This window comes from Acinetobacter sp. Ac_3412 (assembly GCF_013072675.1).
GTDB classification, from domain to species: Bacteria; Pseudomonadota; Gammaproteobacteria; order Pseudomonadales; family Moraxellaceae; genus Acinetobacter; species Acinetobacter higginsii.
The window spans coordinates 93532-112606 of sequence record NZ_LXUJ01000009.1; the positions used below are offsets into that span (position 1 = coordinate 93532).

The 19075-nt window shown below is 41.0% G+C and carries 15 protein-coding genes; 7 read left to right on the plus strand and 8 right to left on the minus strand.

What is annotated here, in order from left to right; all coding sequences use genetic code 11:
• Positions 1 to 11: 11 nt before the first annotated feature.
• The 6 genes from A7P54_RS08945 to A7P54_RS08970 all read right to left on the minus strand — a co-directional run bounded on the left by A7P54_RS08945 (position 12) and on the right by A7P54_RS08970 (position 8721).
• Positions 12 to 1025, minus strand: coding sequence for a TniB family NTP-binding protein (locus tag A7P54_RS08945; protein ID WP_171549363.1), 1014 nt, complete (start codon positions 1023 to 1025; stop codon positions 12 to 14).
• Complete coding sequence (locus A7P54_RS08950; RefSeq protein ID WP_171549364.1) at positions 1018 to 3069, minus strand: Mu transposase C-terminal domain-containing protein; 2052 nt, start codon at positions 3067 to 3069, stop codon at positions 1018 to 1020. The genes A7P54_RS08945 and A7P54_RS08950 overlap by 8 nt, the downstream gene beginning before the upstream one ends.
• Positions 3066 to 3728, minus strand: coding sequence for a TnsA endonuclease N-terminal domain-containing protein (locus A7P54_RS08955; protein ID WP_171549365.1), 663 nt, complete (start codon positions 3726 to 3728; stop codon positions 3066 to 3068). The genes A7P54_RS08950 and A7P54_RS08955 overlap by 4 nt, the downstream gene beginning before the upstream one ends.
• A gap of 511 nt (positions 3729 to 4239) precedes the next feature.
• Complete coding sequence (locus tag A7P54_RS08960; protein ID WP_004804751.1) at positions 4240 to 5523, minus strand: ribonucleotide-diphosphate reductase subunit beta; 1284 nt, start codon at positions 5521 to 5523, stop codon at positions 4240 to 4242.
• Positions 5524 to 5665: 142 nt separating this feature from the next.
• On the minus strand, positions 5666 to 5797 hold the full coding sequence (locus A7P54_RS08965) for a hypothetical protein (RefSeq protein WP_004804753.1): 132 nt from the start codon (positions 5795 to 5797) through the stop codon (positions 5666 to 5668).
• 89 nt (positions 5798 to 5886) lie between these two features.
• The gene (locus A7P54_RS08970; protein ID WP_171549366.1) at positions 5887 to 8721 is read right to left on the minus strand and encodes a ribonucleoside-diphosphate reductase subunit alpha; all 2835 of its coding nucleotides are present in this window, start codon (positions 8719 to 8721) and stop codon (positions 5887 to 5889) included.
• A 544-nt stretch (positions 8722 to 9265) separates the two neighbouring features.
• Between A7P54_RS08970 and bfmR the strand changes: the two genes are divergently transcribed.
• Together bfmR and bfmS are read left to right on the plus strand one after the other, a co-directional pair.
• Positions 9266 to 9982 (plus strand): response regulator transcription factor BfmR, encoded by a 717-nt coding sequence (gene bfmR / locus A7P54_RS08975; RefSeq protein WP_004655457.1) that lies wholly within the window; start codon positions 9266 to 9268, stop codon positions 9980 to 9982.
• A gap of 108 nt (positions 9983 to 10090) precedes the next feature.
• A complete protein-coding gene (gene bfmS / locus A7P54_RS08980; protein ID WP_216077073.1) occupies positions 10091 to 11731 on the plus strand; it encodes a sensor histidine kinase BfmS in 1641 nt (546 codons plus the stop codon).
• Positions 11732 to 11844: 113 nt separating this feature from the next.
• On the opposite strand, the gene A7P54_RS08985 is transcribed toward bfmS, so the two are convergent.
• Positions 11845 to 12201 carry a hypothetical protein gene (locus A7P54_RS08985; protein ID WP_216077074.1) on the minus strand — a complete coding sequence of 119 codons (357 nt, stop codon included), beginning with the start codon at positions 12199 to 12201 and terminating at the stop codon, positions 11845 to 11847.
• Positions 12202 to 12293: 92 nt separating this feature from the next.
• Positions 12294 to 13712, minus strand: a complete 1419-nt coding sequence (locus A7P54_RS08990) for a sensor domain-containing diguanylate cyclase (protein WP_171549367.1) — start codon at positions 13710 to 13712, stop codon at positions 12294 to 12296.
• A 397-nt stretch (positions 13713 to 14109) separates the two neighbouring features.
• On the opposite strand from A7P54_RS08990, the gene ndhC reads away from it, so the two are divergent.
• The 5 genes from ndhC (at position 14110) to nuoF (ending at position 19065) form a co-directional block, all read left to right on the plus strand.
• A complete protein-coding gene (ndhC, locus tag A7P54_RS08995; RefSeq protein ID WP_004804766.1) occupies positions 14110 to 14661 on the plus strand; it encodes an NADH-quinone oxidoreductase subunit A in 552 nt (183 codons plus the stop codon).
• Between the two features lie 6 nt (positions 14662 to 14667).
• On the plus strand, positions 14668 to 15345 hold the full coding sequence (locus A7P54_RS09000; RefSeq protein ID WP_004655450.1) for an NADH-quinone oxidoreductase subunit B: 678 nt from the start codon (positions 14668 to 14670) through the stop codon (positions 15343 to 15345).
• Between the two features lie 88 nt (positions 15346 to 15433).
• Positions 15434 to 17221, plus strand: a complete 1788-nt coding sequence (gene nuoC, locus A7P54_RS09005; protein WP_004804769.1) for an NADH-quinone oxidoreductase subunit C/D — start codon at positions 15434 to 15436, stop codon at positions 17219 to 17221.
• Positions 17222 to 17233: 12 nt separating this feature from the next.
• Positions 17234 to 17743 (plus strand): NADH-quinone oxidoreductase subunit NuoE, encoded by a 510-nt coding sequence (gene nuoE / locus A7P54_RS09010; protein ID WP_171549368.1) that lies wholly within the window; start codon positions 17234 to 17236, stop codon positions 17741 to 17743.
• A complete protein-coding gene (nuoF, locus tag A7P54_RS09015) occupies positions 17740 to 19065 on the plus strand; it encodes an NADH-quinone oxidoreductase subunit NuoF (RefSeq protein WP_171549369.1) in 1326 nt (441 codons plus the stop codon). The genes nuoE and nuoF overlap by 4 nt, the downstream gene beginning before the upstream one ends.
• Positions 19066 to 19075 lie beyond the last annotated feature (10 nt).

Sequence of the window (19075 nt, forward strand, 5' to 3'; positions counted from 1 at the left end):
ACATCTACCAATTAACGACGGGTTATTGTATTTCTAATAGTCAATTCTTTTGCTTTGGCTTTAACACGATTGTTAGTGCCAATTTCTGACTGTGTAATCAGGCTTGTTGCTTTCCAAGAAGAAATTACATCAATCTCTACTAGAAATGGATTGTTGGGGAGGGTAGTGTCATATTGAATTGACTCGAAAGCATTGGCAAAATGATGTAATGCTAAAGACGAATCATTATGCCTAAACGCATCATAAGACGCACGTTTTATTAACGCCATAATATTTGCAGCTGTTCCTTTACTTGCTACAAAAAGGCGATAAGCAATTTCCTCTGATGCCAAATTACTATATTTATCGAATGGGAGAGACTTGTCCACTTCAGCTAGGAATTTTCTAAATTCATTTCGGTTAACTTCACTATCCCATAAAAAAGGGGTGAGACGTTTCTTAATGAGAAATCGGCGACGAAGTTGAGGACTTTGATTTAGAATCGTTTCTGATTCTGGCATGCCAATTAGTATAACTGGAATTTTAGTAATTTCGATAAACATCTTGATCCAGTCTGCTACTAATCCAATTACTCTTTGTGTTTTATTGTCGATAAGATGTTGAAATTCATCAATAATAATAAGTTCCACCTTGCATTGATGAACTAAAGAATATAAACGGTTGCTTTGAATTACAGTGGTTCCATGGGTAGCAGCTAAATCACCTAGGTCGCTTAACATTGCGGTAGCTACACTTTTAATTGTAGCACTAGCAGGTATAGATGTTTTAAATACAGGAAGAATGTCGCCATCAGGCATTTCGATTGGCGGCCAACGGTCAGAATATTGTCGGATTAAACTTGTTTTTCCAACACCAGATCCACCAGTGATAAACATACACTGAGGTTCATCTGAGAGTTTCGACATTTCACGACATTCTTCAATGCTATTAAGAATCTCTGTGACTCTAGGATATTTTATAAAGATAGATTCAATTTTTTGGATTCGATCGGCATTGATTTTAATAAAGTCTGATATATCACTCATTTTTGACATCTCTCAAAGTGGAATCAGAAGACCAGCCATCCGCATCATCATAAAATGAAGCGAGAGGTATTTTGTCGTTAGAAATAAAGGTATTTTTTTTCGCAAATTTATTAGGACTATTTTCTGTAGAGTCATCGGTAGCATCATGTGCCGAGTCTAATTGTTCATTTGTTTTGGAGTGGAGTACAGAGTTTTGGGAAATATCTTCATAACGTGCAACTTTTTGAGATAGTTGTGTTTTTCTATTTTTAGAAGCAACTTTACTTTTTTCAACAACTTCTTCAATTCTATCAGCTGCTTCCATTAAACTATTCATATCTACCGAAGATTTTGCGTATTCACGGGCATTCCTTCTGATTACTTGATGTTGAAATAAAGTTTTACCCGTTGCGTATTTCTGGTTTGTTGCTGGAACGCTAAAATATTCCTCTTTGATTGGATCAAGAACAAATATATGAGAAATATTGGAAGGATCTATTTTTATAGTCACATTGGGATTGTCTAGAATTTTTTGCCTCAGTAAAGCCAGTTCTGATGAGTTGTAGATTAAACCTTCATAGGAGATTCCAGTCCTCACAATTTTTCGTTTGTCATGTAGACCTAGAGTAATATTCACGTCTAATGCACTCTTGGGAAGTAATGGTGGATATATCAGTACACTTTTACGCCATTTTTCTGTTGGTGTATCACCAATGCGTTCTTTGAAGCTTTGATGATAAATATCTATCACCCATATATACATAATTTCTACGAATGATGAGAAATCTATTACTGCATTTTTAATAGGATCATAGTCAGCAAATTTTCCAAGATTGCTTAAGCTTTTGCCTTCCATACCATTAAGCAACTTTTGATTTATAACTGAGAAATATCGTTCAATGGAAGCTTTAAACCAAGGTTGAAGTGGAGGGGAGTATTGAATATTAATTCCTAGCTGAATACATGCTTCTTCGAGTGCAATGCTGTAAAATTCTTTGCCGTTGTCTACTACTAAAGTTTCAAATACACCAAATACGTCCCATGTATTTTTAACAGAAGGAAAGATTTTGTTTATTTCAACTTTAGGTAATATGGCTACTTTTAGGCATTCCATGACACTAATTGCGCTTGCAGGTGTAAAACTAATGTAGAACCCTGCAATAGAGCACGTGTGGTGATCTATTGCAGCAGTAATGTATGGTTTGCCCAGAGGAAAACCTGTTTGATCGTCGACGACGAATAAATCTAACTGAGTATGATCTATTTCGACCCTTTCTAATGGTCTAGTTGTTGAGACGCCCATTTGGTAGACTCTAAACTTCATTTCGGTAGCATGTTTCCCTTCACGATGCAGAGTGACTAATACAGGGTCAAGCGCTTTTATTTTATTGATCAGAGTCGTTAAGCTCGGTACTGCTAAAATATCACTAGGGATCCTGAATTTATTTTCTTTCCAAATATTTCTCTTAAGTACTTCATAGACTGTTGTCATTGAAGGTTTATGGCCTTTAAGGTAAACATCCTTAATGGTCATATCCATTATACGTTGTACTTCTGGATCAAGGCGTTTACTTCGATTCCCTTTTTTCCTCTCATTCTTAATCAATGCACGTATATCTTCAGTAGATTTTATATAGTTTTTATGCCAACGATATACTGTAATTGCTGAAGGTGGGGAGGGATCTCCAATTTGAAGTGCAATATTTGCAATAAGTGGATCAAGATATTTTTTTGTAAAGGATGGAACTTTTAGTTCCTTTAGCATATTTAGATATTTAGATCTTCTTAGTGCTTCCTTTTTTTGTTCTGGTGATTTTGTTGAAAAATCTGCTAAAGCACGTTGTTCTGCTGTAATTATAGGCTTGGTAGCTGTTTCAGGATCAACAAATCTAAGTTCATTGTTAACTAAGTGACTTAATGCCTCTGAGTATGGCATTGAAATCTTTAGCGCATCAGTTGTTCTTGATAGTTTTAATATTTTTGTTTTTTGATCAAGGTTCTCAATCTCCCATATTGAGCTTTGGTAAGAGATGTAGTGTCCGAAAGAAAATTGATAGCTGCTCATTGATCATAGCCTCCAACATACCAAGTCATTTCTATTTCGGTGTTAACATGAAGAGGCTTCCCCATATCGAATTTTGCGCTACTGTTATAGAGTAAGAAATATGCAAGTTCCATTTCTGCTCCAAAATCAACGCAATGATTTTGTAGTGCTTTTAGAGTAAGTTTAGAATGATTTGGTAAAGCTTGTTTGATTCTTAAAAGTATTTCAGGATTGGATGCTAAGCGAGCATATCGGTATAAGAGTCGAATATTATCTAAGTAACTGCCTTTACGGAGACAGTCATCAGTTATTAAATCATATTTATGGCCATGGAGGTGAAAATGGGCAGCGCGAGCAATATGTTTTCGTTTAAACTCATCTTCCATTGTTTTCTTATATGGCTTTACTTCGATGTATTGGTATTGACCTACTTGAAGGCTATGTCGCATGACCTCAAAGTCTGGGGTATGGCGTAATTTTCTATCTTCAAAAGTATAAGAAATGATAAGTGGTTGTGAATGATAGGCAATTACGTCTTTATCAAACTCAAGCCAATAACAGCAATCTCTTTCTATTTGGGACTCCCATTGAATAACTTGCTTCATCTTCAAGCTGGCAAATTTTCCAATTACTCGGTTTCGTCCTCTATTGGTAATACGTCTAACACCATGCTTACCCATCTTGAAAACTCCAAGAATTCTCTTTTTTATAATTAATAATAGTTTGATTTCATCTTATAGTTGAATCAACTTTTGTTTAAGAAAAGGATCTTTTTGTAATGGATTGAATATTATTTAGTAATTATTTTTTATTTCATTTTCTATAATTTTAAAATTTGCAGTATAGGGTTTTGTTTTTACTTTTTTGTTTAATATCAATTGTTTATTTCTATATTATCTAAGCGAAATTATGCCTATTTGTGTATTAATGAAAGAAATGTATGCCTTATACTTAAATTTTAAACAATAAGATGAAATACTTTTTAATTTTGCGGTTATTTATTGATTTTCACAAAAATAGTTTTAATTTATTCGATTATTTCACTGATATTCTGAAGTATAAAGATAATGTCATAATAGTTTATGACATTATCTTATTGTTTTAGTGGGATTTCACATTATAGTTTAATTTATTTCAGCTTATGCTTTATAAATTTCACTTTATGCTTTAATTGACAGCAGGTAATTCAACTTACCAGCTTAACGCACCACCAGTTTGGTAATCCGTTACACGTGTTTCAAAGAAGTTCTTCTCTTTACGCAAGTCCATCATCTCAGACATCCACGCAAACGGGTTGGTTACACCAGCAAACTGCTCAGGTAAACCAAGTTGCGCTAAACGACGGTTACAGATGAACTTCAAGTATTCTTCCATCATGCTTGCATTCATACCCAATACACCACGTGGCATCGTGTCACGCGCATATTCGATCTCAAGCATAGTGCCTTCAAGAATCATTTGAATCACTTCTTCTTGGAACTCAGCCGTCCACAAGTGCGGGTTCTCGATCTTGATCTGGTTGATCATGTCGATACCGAAGTTCAAGTGCATAGACTCATCACGCAAGATGTACTGGAACTGCTCAGCAACACCGTTCATCTTGTTACGACGACCCATACTCAAGATTTGAGTAAAGCCACAGTAGAAGAAGATCCCTTCAAGAACGCAATAGAACGCGATCAAGTTACGCAATAAACGTTGGTCGTTTTCAGGCGTACCAGTGTTGAAAGTCGGATCACTTAAAGATTGAGTGTACTTCAAGCCCCACGATGCTTTACGTGCAACACTCGGAATCTCGCGGTACATGTTGAAGACTTCGCCTTCGTCCATACCCAAAGATTCGATACAGTATTGGTAAGCATGGGTGTGAATCGCTTCTTCAAATGCTTGACGCAAAATGTACTGACGGCATTCAGGGTTGGTAATGTGACGGTAGATCGCCAATACCAAGTTGTTTGCAACCAATGAGTCAGCAGTCGAGAAGAAACCCAAAGAACGCATGATGATGGTACGCTCATCTTCAGTTAAGCCATTTTCAGACTTCCAAAGCGCGATATCATGGTTCATGTTGACTTCTTGCGGCATCCAGTGGTTTGCACACCCGTCAAGATACTTCTGCCAAGCCCACTCGTATTTAAACGGAACAAGCTGGTTTAAGTCAGCGCGACAGTTGATCATTGCTTTATCATCAACCTGAACACGCTGTGCACCCATCTCAAGCTCTTCCAAGCCAGGTGCAGCATCTAAATGTTCTAAGGCAGCAGATGCTCGTGCCAACGAATCGGTTGGATTTGTTGATCGCACGGTACTGGTTCCAGCGGGTTGTGCAGCAGCCACGCGCGGCGATGATTGCTCTGAATCAGATACCACTTGCGTATTAACCGTTTTTTGCGTGTCGATGGGCGCAGACTTGTGTTCAGGTGCAGTCGGTTTTTGCGAATCATCTTCAAAATCGTCCCAACTAAGGATAGACATATTCATTCTCTCTTCGTTGCTTTATATCTTTTATTTAGACATCTCAAGCAAGGAGATGTCCTACTATACGCTCAATTTGTGTAAGCAAAATTAAGTTTTATTGACTGAAATCTTAAAAGTGACCAATGGACACTGATAATCCCTAAAACTTATTTTGCTTACGCTGTTGTTTACGTATTTTAAAAAATGCGTAAACCATTGGAATATAAAACACTAAAAAGGCACAGATCAGGACTATCACACCAAATTGATAATTATGACTGAGATGGAACATGATCTATGCCTCAATAGAAACCTCTCTTGCGGAGCTTTAGTCGCTCCTCACCCCTCCAAAGGAGAGGGAGTATGGAGAGAGGTGTGAAATTACTGACAAGCTTCGCAGTCTGGGTTGTCAATTGAACAGGCCAATGGCACTGGCGCTGCTGTTGAGAAACCATCATCTTCAGTTTGAACTTCAGCTTTTTCTGCTACAACCGCTGCTGCCGCAACCACAGGCGCTTCAACCGATGCTGGTTTAACTGCATTCAGTGCCCCAGTATTAATGGTTGATTTCTCTGCAGAAGTCGCACCTAAAGCTCGGAGGTAATATGTGGTTTTAAGACCACGTAACCATGCCATCTTATAAGTGATGTCAAGTTTCTTACCATTCGCGCCAGCGATGTAAAGGTTCAATGACTGTGCTTGGTCGATCCATTTTTGACGACGTGACGCAGCATCTACGATCCAGCGAGTATCCACTTCAAATGCAGTCGCGAAGATTGCTTTTAATTCTTCAGGAATACGCGCAATCTTTTGAACTGAACCTTCGAAGTGTTTTAGATCATTGACCATTACGGTATCCCAAAGACCACGTTCTTTTAATGCACGAACAAGGTAAGGGTTGATCACGGTGAATTCACCAGAAAGGTTCGATTTCACATACAAGTTCTGGAACGTTGGCTCAATTGATTGAGACACGCCACAAATGTTAGAGATAGTTGCAGTCGGTGCAATCGCCATCACATTTGAGTTACGCATACCGTCTTTTTGAACTTTGGCACGTAAAGTGTCCCAGTCTAAACGTTGAGTACGATCCACTTCGAACATACGCTCTGGACGCGATTTCGCAACGATTTCTAAAGAGTCGATTGGCAAGATACCTTGATCCCACAATGAACCTTTGAATGTTGAGTAAGCACCACGTTCAAGCGCAAGGTTGCTTGATGTTTCAATTGCGTAGTAGCTGATCACTTCCATCGATTCATCGGCGAAATCAACAGCTGCATCTGAACCATAAGCAAGATTCATTTCATACAATGCATCTTGGAAGCCCATGATACCCATACCCACAGGGCGGTGTTTCAAGTTCGATGTTTTCGCTTGTGGTACAGCATAGTAGTTAATGTCGATTACGTTATCGAGCATACGCACCGCAGTTTTCACTGTACGCGCAAGCTTTTCACGATCTAATACGCCACCTTGAACGTGTTGTACAAGGTTGATCGAACCTAAGTTACATACCGCGATTTCATCTTGGTTTGTGTTTAACGTGATTTCTGTACACAAGTTAGATGAGTGAACCACGCCCACGTGTTGTTGTGGTGAACGTAAGTTACATACGTCTTTGAATGTGATCCATGGGTGACCTGTTTCGAACAACATCGAAAGCATTTTGCGCCATAAATCTTTAGCACGTACTTTCTTGTGTAGCATGTTTTGTTCTTTTGCTACAGCTTCGTAGTGTGCATAACGCTCAGCGAATTCTGCGCCAGTTAGGTCATGCAGGTCTGGTGTTTCAGACGGTGTGAACAAGGTCCATTCAGCATCTTCAAATACACGTTGCATGAACAAGTCAGGAACCCAGTTCGCTGTGTTCATGTCGTGGGTACGACGACGGTCATCACCTGTGTTTTTACGTAGCTCTAGGAATTCTTCAACATCCAAGTGCCAAGTTTCGAGGTATGCACAAACTGCACCTTTACGCTTACCGCCTTGGTTTACTGCAACGGCTGTATCGTTCGCAACTTTAAGGAACGGTACAACACCTTGAGATTTACCGTTGGTGCCTTTGATATAAGAGTTCAAGGCACGTACAGGTGTCCAGTCATTACCTAAACCACCCGCCCATTTTGATAGCATTGCGTTGTCACGCATTGCACCATAAATGTCGTACAGGTCATCACCAATCGTGGTTAAGTAACAGCTAGATAATTGCGGACGCAATGTACCTGAGTTAAATAGCGTTGGTGTAGAAGCCATGTAGTCGAAGCTAGACAATAAGTCATAGAACTCGATTGCACGATCTTCTCTATTTTCTTCATTGAGCGAAAGACCCATTGATACACGCATAAAGAATAATTGTGGTAATTCAAAACGCACGCCATTTGAATGGATGAAGTAACGGTCAAATAAAGTTTGTAGACCTAAATAAGTGAATTGGTTTGAGCGTTCTGGTTTGATCGCAGCAGCCAATTTTGCAAGGTCAAATTCAAGCAAGTCTTTAGAAAGAAGATCAAGCTCAATACCTTTCTTCAAGAAGGTTTCTAAAGCATCACCTTCTAAGGTGTCTGTCGGTAGACCGAGGAACTCTAAACCTGTGCTGACCAATTCGCTACTGAGTAAACGCGCAGTCACATAAGTATAGTTTGGCTCTTGTTCGATACGGGTACGCGTTGCCATCATCATGGTGGTCGCGATATCGCTTTCTTTTACGCCGTTATATAAGTTCTTCACCGTTTCATCAAGAATGGCTTGAACATCAATTCCTTCTAGACCTTCACTTGCAGTTTGAATAGTTGCTGTAAGCGCATCCAAATCCAATGGTTGGAGCTGACCATTGGCATCTGTAATTTGAAGGGTAGGGTGATGGTTCGCACCAGTTTGCTGACGAGCACTTGCGCGTTGGTCACGATAAATGACGTAGGCACGGGCAACTTTTTGCTCGCCTGTACGCATCAATGCCAATTCAACTTGGTCTTGAATTTCTTCGATATGAATCGTACCGCCAGAAGGCAAACGACGATTGAATGTGTTCATTACCATTTCAGTCAGTTGAGTGATACGGTCATGGATACGACTTGAGTCAGTACCTTGTTGACCTTCAACAGCTAAAAATGCTTTCCCAATCGCAACAGAAATTTTCTCGGCATTAAATGTCGCAATCTCACCGGTGCGCTTAATGACCTGAAGTTGGCCAGGAGTAGAAGTGATGATGCTCATGTCAGCATAGCTCCATTATCATCTATTTTTATGTTCATGGACCGTTTGAATCGAGCAAAAAGTATGCCACGATGTTTGAGGGATAAACACAATACTTAGTGGTTAAAGTTTATTTTCAACACAAGATACGGGATTTTTTGCAGTAGATCAATCCTTGACTTTTTACTAATTTTTTTTTCATGTGTTAACTGCTGAAATCACAGTCACATAGCATATCAAAGCCATTAAAAAAGGCTTATAGATAACTCTGTGGATAACTCAAAAAACAGACACTTAAATTGTTTTGGGTGAATAAAGAAACAAATTGTTTAACATTGGCACAAAATCTATACTAAATATTCATCCTATCGGAAAATGCATATATTTCTGAAAAATATATTAAAATTCATAATTTTAATAAAAAGATAACAAAACTGGGTAAGCGTGTATCAGTTTGGTGAACGCCTACTTGTTTACAATGTAAACGTGTGTATATTGCAAAACATAAACCAATGTATCTGTCAGATTTCATAGATAGATTCACTCAGATTTTAGGGGCAAACAAATGAGCCAAGAAGAAAAGTTACCGAAGATTTTGATCGTAGAAGATGACGAACGCTTAGCACGCTTAACACAAGAGTATTTGATTCGTAACGGTTTAGAAGTTGGAGTCGAAACGGATGGTAACCGTGCAATCCGTCGCATTATCAGCGAGCAACCAGATCTTGTTGTACTCGATGTGATGTTACCGGGTGCAGATGGTCTAACCGTTTGTCGCGAAGTACGTCCGCATTACCATCAACCAATTTTGATGCTCACTGCACGTACTGAAGATATGGATCAGGTTCTTGGCTTAGAAATGGGTGCAGACGATTATGTTGCGAAACCTGTTCAACCACGTGTGTTATTAGCACGTATCCGTGCTTTATTACGTCGTACTGACAAAACAGTTGAAGACGAAGTTGCACAACGTATCGAGTTTGATGATCTTGTGATTGATAACGGTGGCCGTTCAGTAACGTTAAATGGTGAGTTGGTTGACTTCACCAGCGCTGAATATGACTTGTTATGGTTGTTGGCGTCGAACGCGGGTCGTATCTTGTCTCGTGAAGATATCTTCGAGCGTTTGCGTGGTATTGAATACGATGGTCAAGATCGTTCGATCGATGTACGTATTTCACGTATCCGTCCAAAAATTGGTGATGACCCAGAAAATCCAAAACGTATCAAAACAGTGCGTAGTAAAGGTTATTTATTCGTTAAAGAAACCAACGGAATCTAAACTCTCTAAAGCCTCCTTTCAAAAGGGGGCTTTTCCCTTGATAGAGGAGGGGCTTGTACAGCGTGGCTGTTCAGGAGAGATTTTAACTAGCTTGGAATTATTTACCCTATGGTAAGTCGAGTACTGAAAAACAGCATATTCTTGCGTATCTATGCTGGGTTGGTGGTTTTGGTTGTTGTGGTTGCCGCATTTTGTTATTTGCTGGTGCAGATCATTAACTATCAACGGGCGCAAGAATATCGTGAATCTCTTACCGATGGCATTTCTTATGTTATTAGTGAGGGGGTATCTCGTCAGCCAGAAAAGCAACAAAAGTTAGATTGGATTTCCGATGCATCTGATTTGCTGGAGCTGCCGATCTACTATGTCGATGCTGAGCGGGTAGAACTATCGCGGACTGAGAAAAAGCGTATTGCTGAGCAAAAATCAGTGGTTCGTTATGATGCGAATAATGGGATTGGCTATATCATTATTGGCCTAAAAGACGACCCTAAGCATTTCCTCTATATTAAAGTCGATAAAATTGGCGAACGCCAAATGAAAGCGCTACCGATTTTTGTACTGGATTATTTGATTTTTTATCCGGGGCAGGAGCGTGAGTATTTAGCAAAAATTAAAAAGCATTTCTATTACCCAATTGAAATTGCGGATATTAAAGACATTAATCTGGATTCGGAGCAGATTGGTCGTTTGCGCCAAGATCAAAGTGTGTTGCTGTATAAAGACAGTGCAACTGTGCGTGGCACTACCATTTCCATTGTTTCTCCAATGCCAAACCATCCTGCGCAAGTGCTGATTTTAGGGCCTGTTCCAATGTTTAATTGGATGCCGTTCCAGCTGTCAGCAGGGATCACTTTATTCAGCTTGTTCTTATTGAGTTTGGGGGTATATGGCCTGATTTTACCGCTTGAGCGTAAAATTCGTCAGGTACGTTATGCCTTGAATAAGATGAAGTCGGGTGATTTGTCATTGCGTGTACCCATTGAAGGTACTGACGAAATGGCAAATTTGGCATCCAGTTATAACAATATGTCAGATCATATTCAGCGTTTGATTGAAGCGCAGCGTGAATTGATGCGTGCGGTGTCGCATGAACTCAGAACACCTGTGGCACGGATCCGTTTTGGTATGGAGATGTTAGCTGAAGAAGATGATTATAATTATCGAATTCAGCAAGTGGACATGATTGATAAAGATATTGAAGCACTCAATACCTTGATTGATGAGATCATGACCTATGCCAAGCTGGAGCAAGGTATGCCATCTCTAGATTTTGAAGACATTGTACTGGTTGAAGTATTGGATCAGGTCGCAATGGAAACGGAAGCATTGAAGACGCAAAAAGAAATTGAACTGATTGCACCGCCTTTAGCCTTGAAAGTGGATGCAGAACGTCGCTATCTACACCGCGTAGTGCAAAATCTGGTCGGTAATGCAGTACGTTACTGTGATAATAAAGTGCGCATTAGTGGTGGGATTCGTGCTGATGGCAATGCCTATGTCTGCGTCGAAGATGACGGGCCGGGAATTCCTGAACAAGAGCGCAGTCGTATTTTTGAGGCCTTCGCCCGTTTAGATGACAGCCGTACCCGTGCTTCAGGTGGTTATGGTCTAGGTCTGTCAATTGTCAGCCGGATTGCCTATTGGTTTGGTGGTACGATTCAAGTCGATCAAAGTCCAAACTTGGGTGGTGCACGCTTTATCATGACGTGGCCTGCCAAGCGTTATAAACAAGTCATTAAAAAATAAGTAGTAAAAAAGGAATGATATTTATCATTCCTTTTTTATTGATATCAATAAAAAAGCCAAAGCAAGATACTTTGGCTAAGTCAGGTCTTTCGGCGACCTTGAATTATTACTATTTATTCATGAATAGATGGGTCGGGTTCAATCAACGGTTTTCCTGAGCGAAGGCTCTGCAATGCATCTGCATTGAAGTCAATCAGTAGCGCATTGTTCTTAATATCGATTTTATAACCTTTGATCAGGGTTTGATCTCCATTTAAGGTTTCGACTTTATAGCCATCGGCAATATTGAGAATACTTTCTAAATTGGTTGTTGTGGCGGCAAAATCCTCTCTAAATACTTCGTAAATGTCTCTTAAATCAAAAATCGCATTATCAGCATCTGGATGTTTTCGAACATAACTTTCTATATGGCGCATCAGAAGTTGTGAAAAAAAGAAATAATCCGAAGCGTGAGTGTATTCTAGATGCATATTTTTCTCCTTTTGTTCTCATTCTAGAATACTCATCTATTCGCGCTGCTGTGTATAAAGATAATTAAAGTATTTAGCTGAATTGCAACATATTATGTCGAAATGACAACTTGGTTTCGGCCCTGCCGTTTGGCTTGATACAGCGCATCGTCGGCCTGCTTAAATAATTGCTCAATGGCGTGATGATTTTCAGGTGTGCAGATACAAATTCCAATGCTGATTTGAATGAAGAAACGTTGCTGTTGTTCATGTTCAATTGGGGTTTGGCTGATCTGTTGGCGGATTTTTTCAGCGCAGAGATAAGCTGCATCGGCATCGGTGTCGGTCATAAAGATAGCGAACTCTTCACCGCCTAAACGACCGAGCAAGTCTTGAGGGCTGAGTAGGCTCTGAATGGTGTGCACGCAGCTTTGCAAGGCACGATCACCCATCTGGTGCCCATAGCTGTCATTCACTTGTTTAAAGTGATCAATGTCGAGCATGAGAAAGGCCGTACTTTGACCAGACTGTGTCGCTTGCTGTTGGAACAGTTGTACCGATTGTAGAAATTGGCGGCGGGTCAGGCTTGAGGTGAGTTCATCATGGGCAATGGTATGTTGCAATTCTTGGATTAGCTTGGATCTCACCATATTGATGCTGGATACGGTGAGTGGGGCAATGGTCATCATAATTAGTCCAAGGCGGATTGAGATGGCATTATTTAAAAATTGCTGGGGATAAAGTAGTAGGTAGTTCTGCGAGACGTGATAGATCACAAAGGCGCAGCTGATCGAGGTAATAATTGCCACTGAAAAATGACGATAGCTCAATGCACACCAGATCAGTGCCGCAATTGGATAAAGTAGGGAACCGGGACCTGCATCATAGTAGCCAATGGCAATGGAGAAAATAACTGCAAATAGCGGTAAGCTTTCTTGTACCGTTTGAGTTTTAAACTCTTGGAGCTGCTGTTTAAATTCACTCCAAAGCGGAGCACTAATGATTGCAGGGAGCAATAATAATGCATTTTGAATTTCCGCAGTAAACCAATAGCCAAAATCAATCCAAAATGAACCTAAAGCAAATTTGGTGTTAAATAAAGGTAGGGTGATGGCTGCAAATAATGAGCTAGCCAAACCACCGATACAACAAAAACTAAATAGAAATAGATAAAAATAACCATGATGCATTGAACGGATAAATGCATTAAATTTGACATATAGGGCCAGTGTCGTAATGACATAGAGTAGGTTTGCTGAGGTTAGACAAATATTGAGTAAAAAAGGCGTATCTTGTGAGGTATCGGCAAGTAGATAACCCACGATTGCCCCAATGAAACTGATCGGGTGGCGTGTTTGCGGAAAACGAATGAGTAAACCGAGCAGAACCGAGTTAGCAGGCCAAAAAGAGGCAAGAAAGGTGAGGTGTCTGGTTGCGATACCGAGTAGGCAGCAAAATAGAATTACCCCACTAAAAAGTAGAAATAATTGTAAAAGGGAGCGTGGTTTTAATGCTGCATAGGCTTGGGGCATGCTGACGCGGTTCTATGGGGAGGCAAGGTCGCGCTATTATATAAATTCTGTTTAAATTTTCATCATAAATTTGTATCAATGCAATGATTTAGTTCGTGCTGCAGTATATTGGGGCGGACCACCCAAAATTTAGATTTTTTCACGATGTAGAAAAAGAAAAAAATGATCAATATAGTCTTCTTGATTAGATAATTCGATTTTTAGGGGTGAATTAACCATGATCTTGGATATATCGGTAAATTTAAGGACAAAATCATCCGAAAGACTAAAGCGCTTCAACTAGCATGAGAAATTAGAAATCAGGTACAATTGGCGGGATTAATTTTGTGTTTGGTGTATTTGAAGGCCAATACATACATTCTTTGTTAAAAATAGGCCTGCCAGGAGTTATCCCCGCATGAGTGCCATTACTCCATACGAATGGGCAATAATTGCCTTCGTGATCGGCGTTACATTTCTTTGCGTTTTTATGCTCACTGTTCCCTTACTCCTAGGGGGTAAAGCATGGGGACGTGCAAAGCAAGAGCAGTTTGAATCAGGTGTAGTTGGTGCGGGCGGTGCTCGTATCCGCTTGTCAGCCAAGTTCTATTTAGTTGCAATTTTCTTTGTGGTTTTCGATCTGGAAGCCCTCTATCTCTACGCTTGGGCAACTTCAGTTCGTGAAGTCGGTTGGGTTGGTTTTGCAACGGCTGCTGTCTTTATTTTAGTTTTATTAATCGGTTTGATTTATGAGCTTTCTACAGGCGCACTTAACTGGGCACCTTCAGATCGTCGTAAAGCGGCTGGGATTAAAACCAAAATAGGTTCGCCAAATATGAACATTGCTGACATTACGCGATTCAATAATATTGAAGAGTTAGTTGTCGATCCTACTGGTCATATTCCAGCACAGTCTTCAGGTCGTGTTAAATCTAAAACACCGACTACATCATTACTTAAAAAGGAGTAAGTCGGGATGAAATATACTTTAACCCGTGCGAATCCAGATGCCGATCAATATCCATTACAAGATCGTCAAATCGTAACTGATCCACTTGAGGAAGAAGTTAATAAAAGCGTGATGATGACGCGTCTTGAAGATGTGTTGCATACAGCGGTGAACTGGGGGCGTAAAAACTCTTTGTGGCCTTTTAACTTTGGTACTTCATGCTGCTACGTTGAATATGCAACGACTTTAACGGGTGTACATGACTTGTCCCGTTTTGGTGCTGAGGTTATTCGTGCTTCACCACGTCAAGCAGATTTGATGATTGTTGCAGGGACCTGCTTTGTCAAAATGGCACCTGTAATTCAACGTTTGTATGAACAAATGCTTGAGCCTAAATGGGTGATCTCAATGGGTGCTTGTGCGAACTCTGGCGGTATGTATGACATCTACTCTGTGGTTCAAGGTGTCGATAAAATTATTCCTGTTGATGTGTACATCCCAGGTTGCCCGCCTCGTCCAGAAGCATTGATTCAAGCATTGATGTTACTTCAAGACCAAATTCAACTAGAGCGCCGTCCACTTTCAGCGGTTATTGGTGATGATCTTCAGCCTGTGTATAAGCCAAAGATGATGCCAGAACGTGACCGTAAAAATGCTGAACGTATTGCGGTGAAAAACTTACGCTCTATGGATGATATTAAATAATTTTCTCGATGAGTTTTTGACATGTCTCGTGATGGGTATGGTCATCGGAAAAATTGCCAGAATTTGTATTAAATAGGAAGCCAAGCCAATGGCTGAAACTGACATTGCTATGCCAGAATCAACACCAGTTGATTCCCGCCCTGCATTTGCAATCGTAGAAGAGCTCAAAACCAAATTTGGTGAGAACTTCTATGTGCAGACGACTTTTGAAGAGTTTCCAACAGTCTGGGTTGAGCGCGCACGCGTGCAAGAAGTCCTTATGTTCCTCCGTAAAGTGGAACGTCCTTATGTGATGTTGTTTGACTTATCAGCGGTAGATGAGCGTTTACGTGTTCACCGTGATGGTTTACCAGCATCTGACTTCACTGTGTTCTATCACTTGTTATCGCTTGAGCGTAATAGTGATATTCGTATTAAAGTTGCATTGAATGAAAATGATTTAAGCATTCCAACTGCAACCAACATTTGGCCAAATGCCAACTGGTACGAGCGTGAAGCTTACGATATGTTCGGTATCGATTTCGCAGGGCATCCAATGCTCCGTCGTATCTTGTTACCAACCTATTGGGAAGGTCACCCATTACGTAAAGAATATTCAGCGCGTGCGACAGAATATACGCCGTATATGCAAGACCAAGCAAAGCAAGATTTCGAACAAGAACACTTACGCTTTGTACCAGAAGACTGGGGTCTAAAACGTGGTAATGACGACGAAGACTTCATGTTCCTGAACTTGGGTCCTAACCATCCATCTGCACACGGTGCTTTCCGTGTGGTATTACAGTTGGACGGTGAAGAAGTGAAAGACTGTGTGCCTGATATCGGTTATCACCACCGTGGTGTGGAAAAGATGGCTGAACGTCAAACATGGCATTCATTCATTCCTTATACCGATCGTGTTGACTACCTCGGTGGTTGTGCGCAAAACATGCCATACGTGATGGCTGTTGAGCAGCTTGCTGGTATTAAAGTACCTGAGCGTGCACAAGTCATTCGTGTGATGTTGAACGAATTATTCCGTATCAATAACCACTTGTTGTTCTGTGGTACAGCGATTCAGGATGCGGGTGGTATGACTCCTGTATTCTATATGTTCGCAGACCGTCAAAAAGTCTATGACATCGTTGAAGCGATTACGGGTTACCGTATGCACCCAGCATGGTTCCGTATTGGTGGTACAGCACACGACCTTCCAAATAACTGGCAAAAACTTGTTAAAGAGTTGCTAGAGTGGATGCCGAAACGTTTGAACGAGTACTACACAGCAGCGCTTAAAAACTCAGTATTTATTGGTCGTACGCGTAACGTTGCGCAATACGATGCTAAATCTGCGTTGGCTTGGGGTGTAACGGGTACTGGTTTACGTGCGACGGGTATTGATTTTGACGTTCGTAAATATCGTCCATACAGTGGTTATGAAAACTTCGACTTTGATATTCCAGTGGAATATGAAGGCGATGCATATGCACGTGTCTTGGTTCACTTCCGTGAAATTACTGAGTCGTTGAAAATCATTCAACAGTGCTTGGACAACATGCCATCTGGTCCTTATAAAGCGGATCATCCATTGGCTGTTCCACCACCGAAAGATAAGACATTACAAGATATTGAAACCTTGATTACGCATTTCTTGAGCGTATCTTGGGGTCCAGTAATGCCTGCTGGTGAGTCATCATTTATGACGGAAGTCGTGAAAGGCGCGAGTACTTATTATTTGACTTCAGACAAGTCAACCATGAGTTACCGTACCCGTATTCGTACACCGACATTCACTCACTTACAGCAAATGCCTTCAGTGATTAACGGCAGTTTGGTTTCTGACTTGATCATTTATTTGGCGACCATTGACGTGGTTATGGCTGACGTGGATCGCTAGGGGTAAACGATTATGATGATTTTGACTGATAAAAAACCTCGTGTGAATGTTGAAGGGATTTTGACTGCTGAAGAAATCCATGACATTGAACATCACATTGACCACTACCCGTACCCACGTGCAGCCTCTTTGGATGCTTTGAAGTGTGTACAGCGCCGTAATGGTTGGGTAGATGATGCACAAATGAATGCGATTGCACAGTTGTTGACGATGAGTGTGGCGGATCTTGAAGGTGTTGCAACTTTCTATAACCGTATCTACCGTCAACCGGTTGGTCGCCATGTGATTTTATTGTGTGACTCAATTGCATGCTTCTTGATGGGTGCAGAAACTTTGGCAGAAGCGTTCCAGCGTGAGTTGGGTATCCAGTACGGACAAACCACCGCGGATGGCCGTTTTACCTTGCTCCCAATTTGCTGTTTAGGCAACTGCGATAAAGGTCCAACTTTAATGATTGATGAAGATACGCACGGTCTTGTGGACGTGTCATCAGTTAAACAGTTATTGGAGAAGTATGTATGAATACTGAACCAAAACCAATTTATGGCGACGGTAACCCAGAAACGCATCCATTAACTTGGCGTTTGAGCAAACAAGAGTTTGTGCGTGCGGCAGATGAATACGAAGCACTTGAAGGGTATGCTGGCTTTAAAAAAGCATTGAGCATGCCACCAAAAGACGTGCTTGAAGTCATTAAAGCTGCAACGGTTAAAGGTCGTGGTGGTGCAGGTTTCCCAGCGGGAATTAAATGGTCATTGATGGCGCCAAATGATGGTGGTCCACGCTATTTGATCTGTAATGCCGATGAAATGGAACCAGGTACCTTTAAAGACCGTTTGTTGATGGAAAAACTTCCGCATCAATTGATCGAAGGCATGCTGATTGCAGGTTATACCTTAGAAGCAACTCAAGGTTATATCTTCATCCGTGGTGAATATGTTGAAGCAGCTCAATACTTAAATAAAGCATTAGAGCAAATCCGTGCCAAAGGTTACTTGGGTGACAACATCCTTGGAACAGGCTGGAACTTTGATATGCATGTTCACACTGGCGCAGGTCGTTATATCTGTGGTGAAGAAACTGCATTGATCAACTCGCTTGAAGGTCGTCGTGCCAATCCGCGTACTAAGCCACCATTCCCGCAAGTTGCAGGGGCATGGGGCCGTCCAACGATTGTCAACAACGTTGAGACCTATAACAACTTGCCTGCGATTATGCTTCGTGGTCCTGAGTGGTACATCAATCTTTCTGCGGGTAAGTCGAAAGATCCGGGTACCAAGATCTATGGTGCATCAGGCAAAGTTAAATTCCCAGGTCTTTGGGAACTTCCATTCGGTACAACAGCGCGTGAAGTGATTGAAGAACATGCGGGTGGTATGCGTGATGGTCTCACTTTAAAAGCATGGTTACCAGGTGGTGCTTCGACTGACTTTTTAGCAGCTGAGCACATTGATTTGCCAATGGATTCTGAAACAATCATGAAGGCGGGCTCACGTTTAGGAACCTGTTTATTGATGGTTGTGGATGAAACTCAATGTATGGTTTCCGCGACACGTAATTTAGAAGAATTCTTTGCGCGTGAATCATGTGGTTTCTGTACACCATGCCGTGATGGTTTACCTTGGGCAGTTAAAGCGCTTAAAGCACTGGAAGCAGGCGAAGGTAAGAAAGAAGATATCGATCACCTACAAGAACTTACTCGTAAATTGTGGATTGGTAAAACTTTCTGTGCTCACGCACCAGGTGCGATGGAGCCGCTTATGGGCGCACTTAAATATTTCCGTGGCGAGTTTGAAGCAAAGGTTAAAACCCATGCTCCTGCTCTAGACGTAGAACAAGCTTAAGGAATTCGAC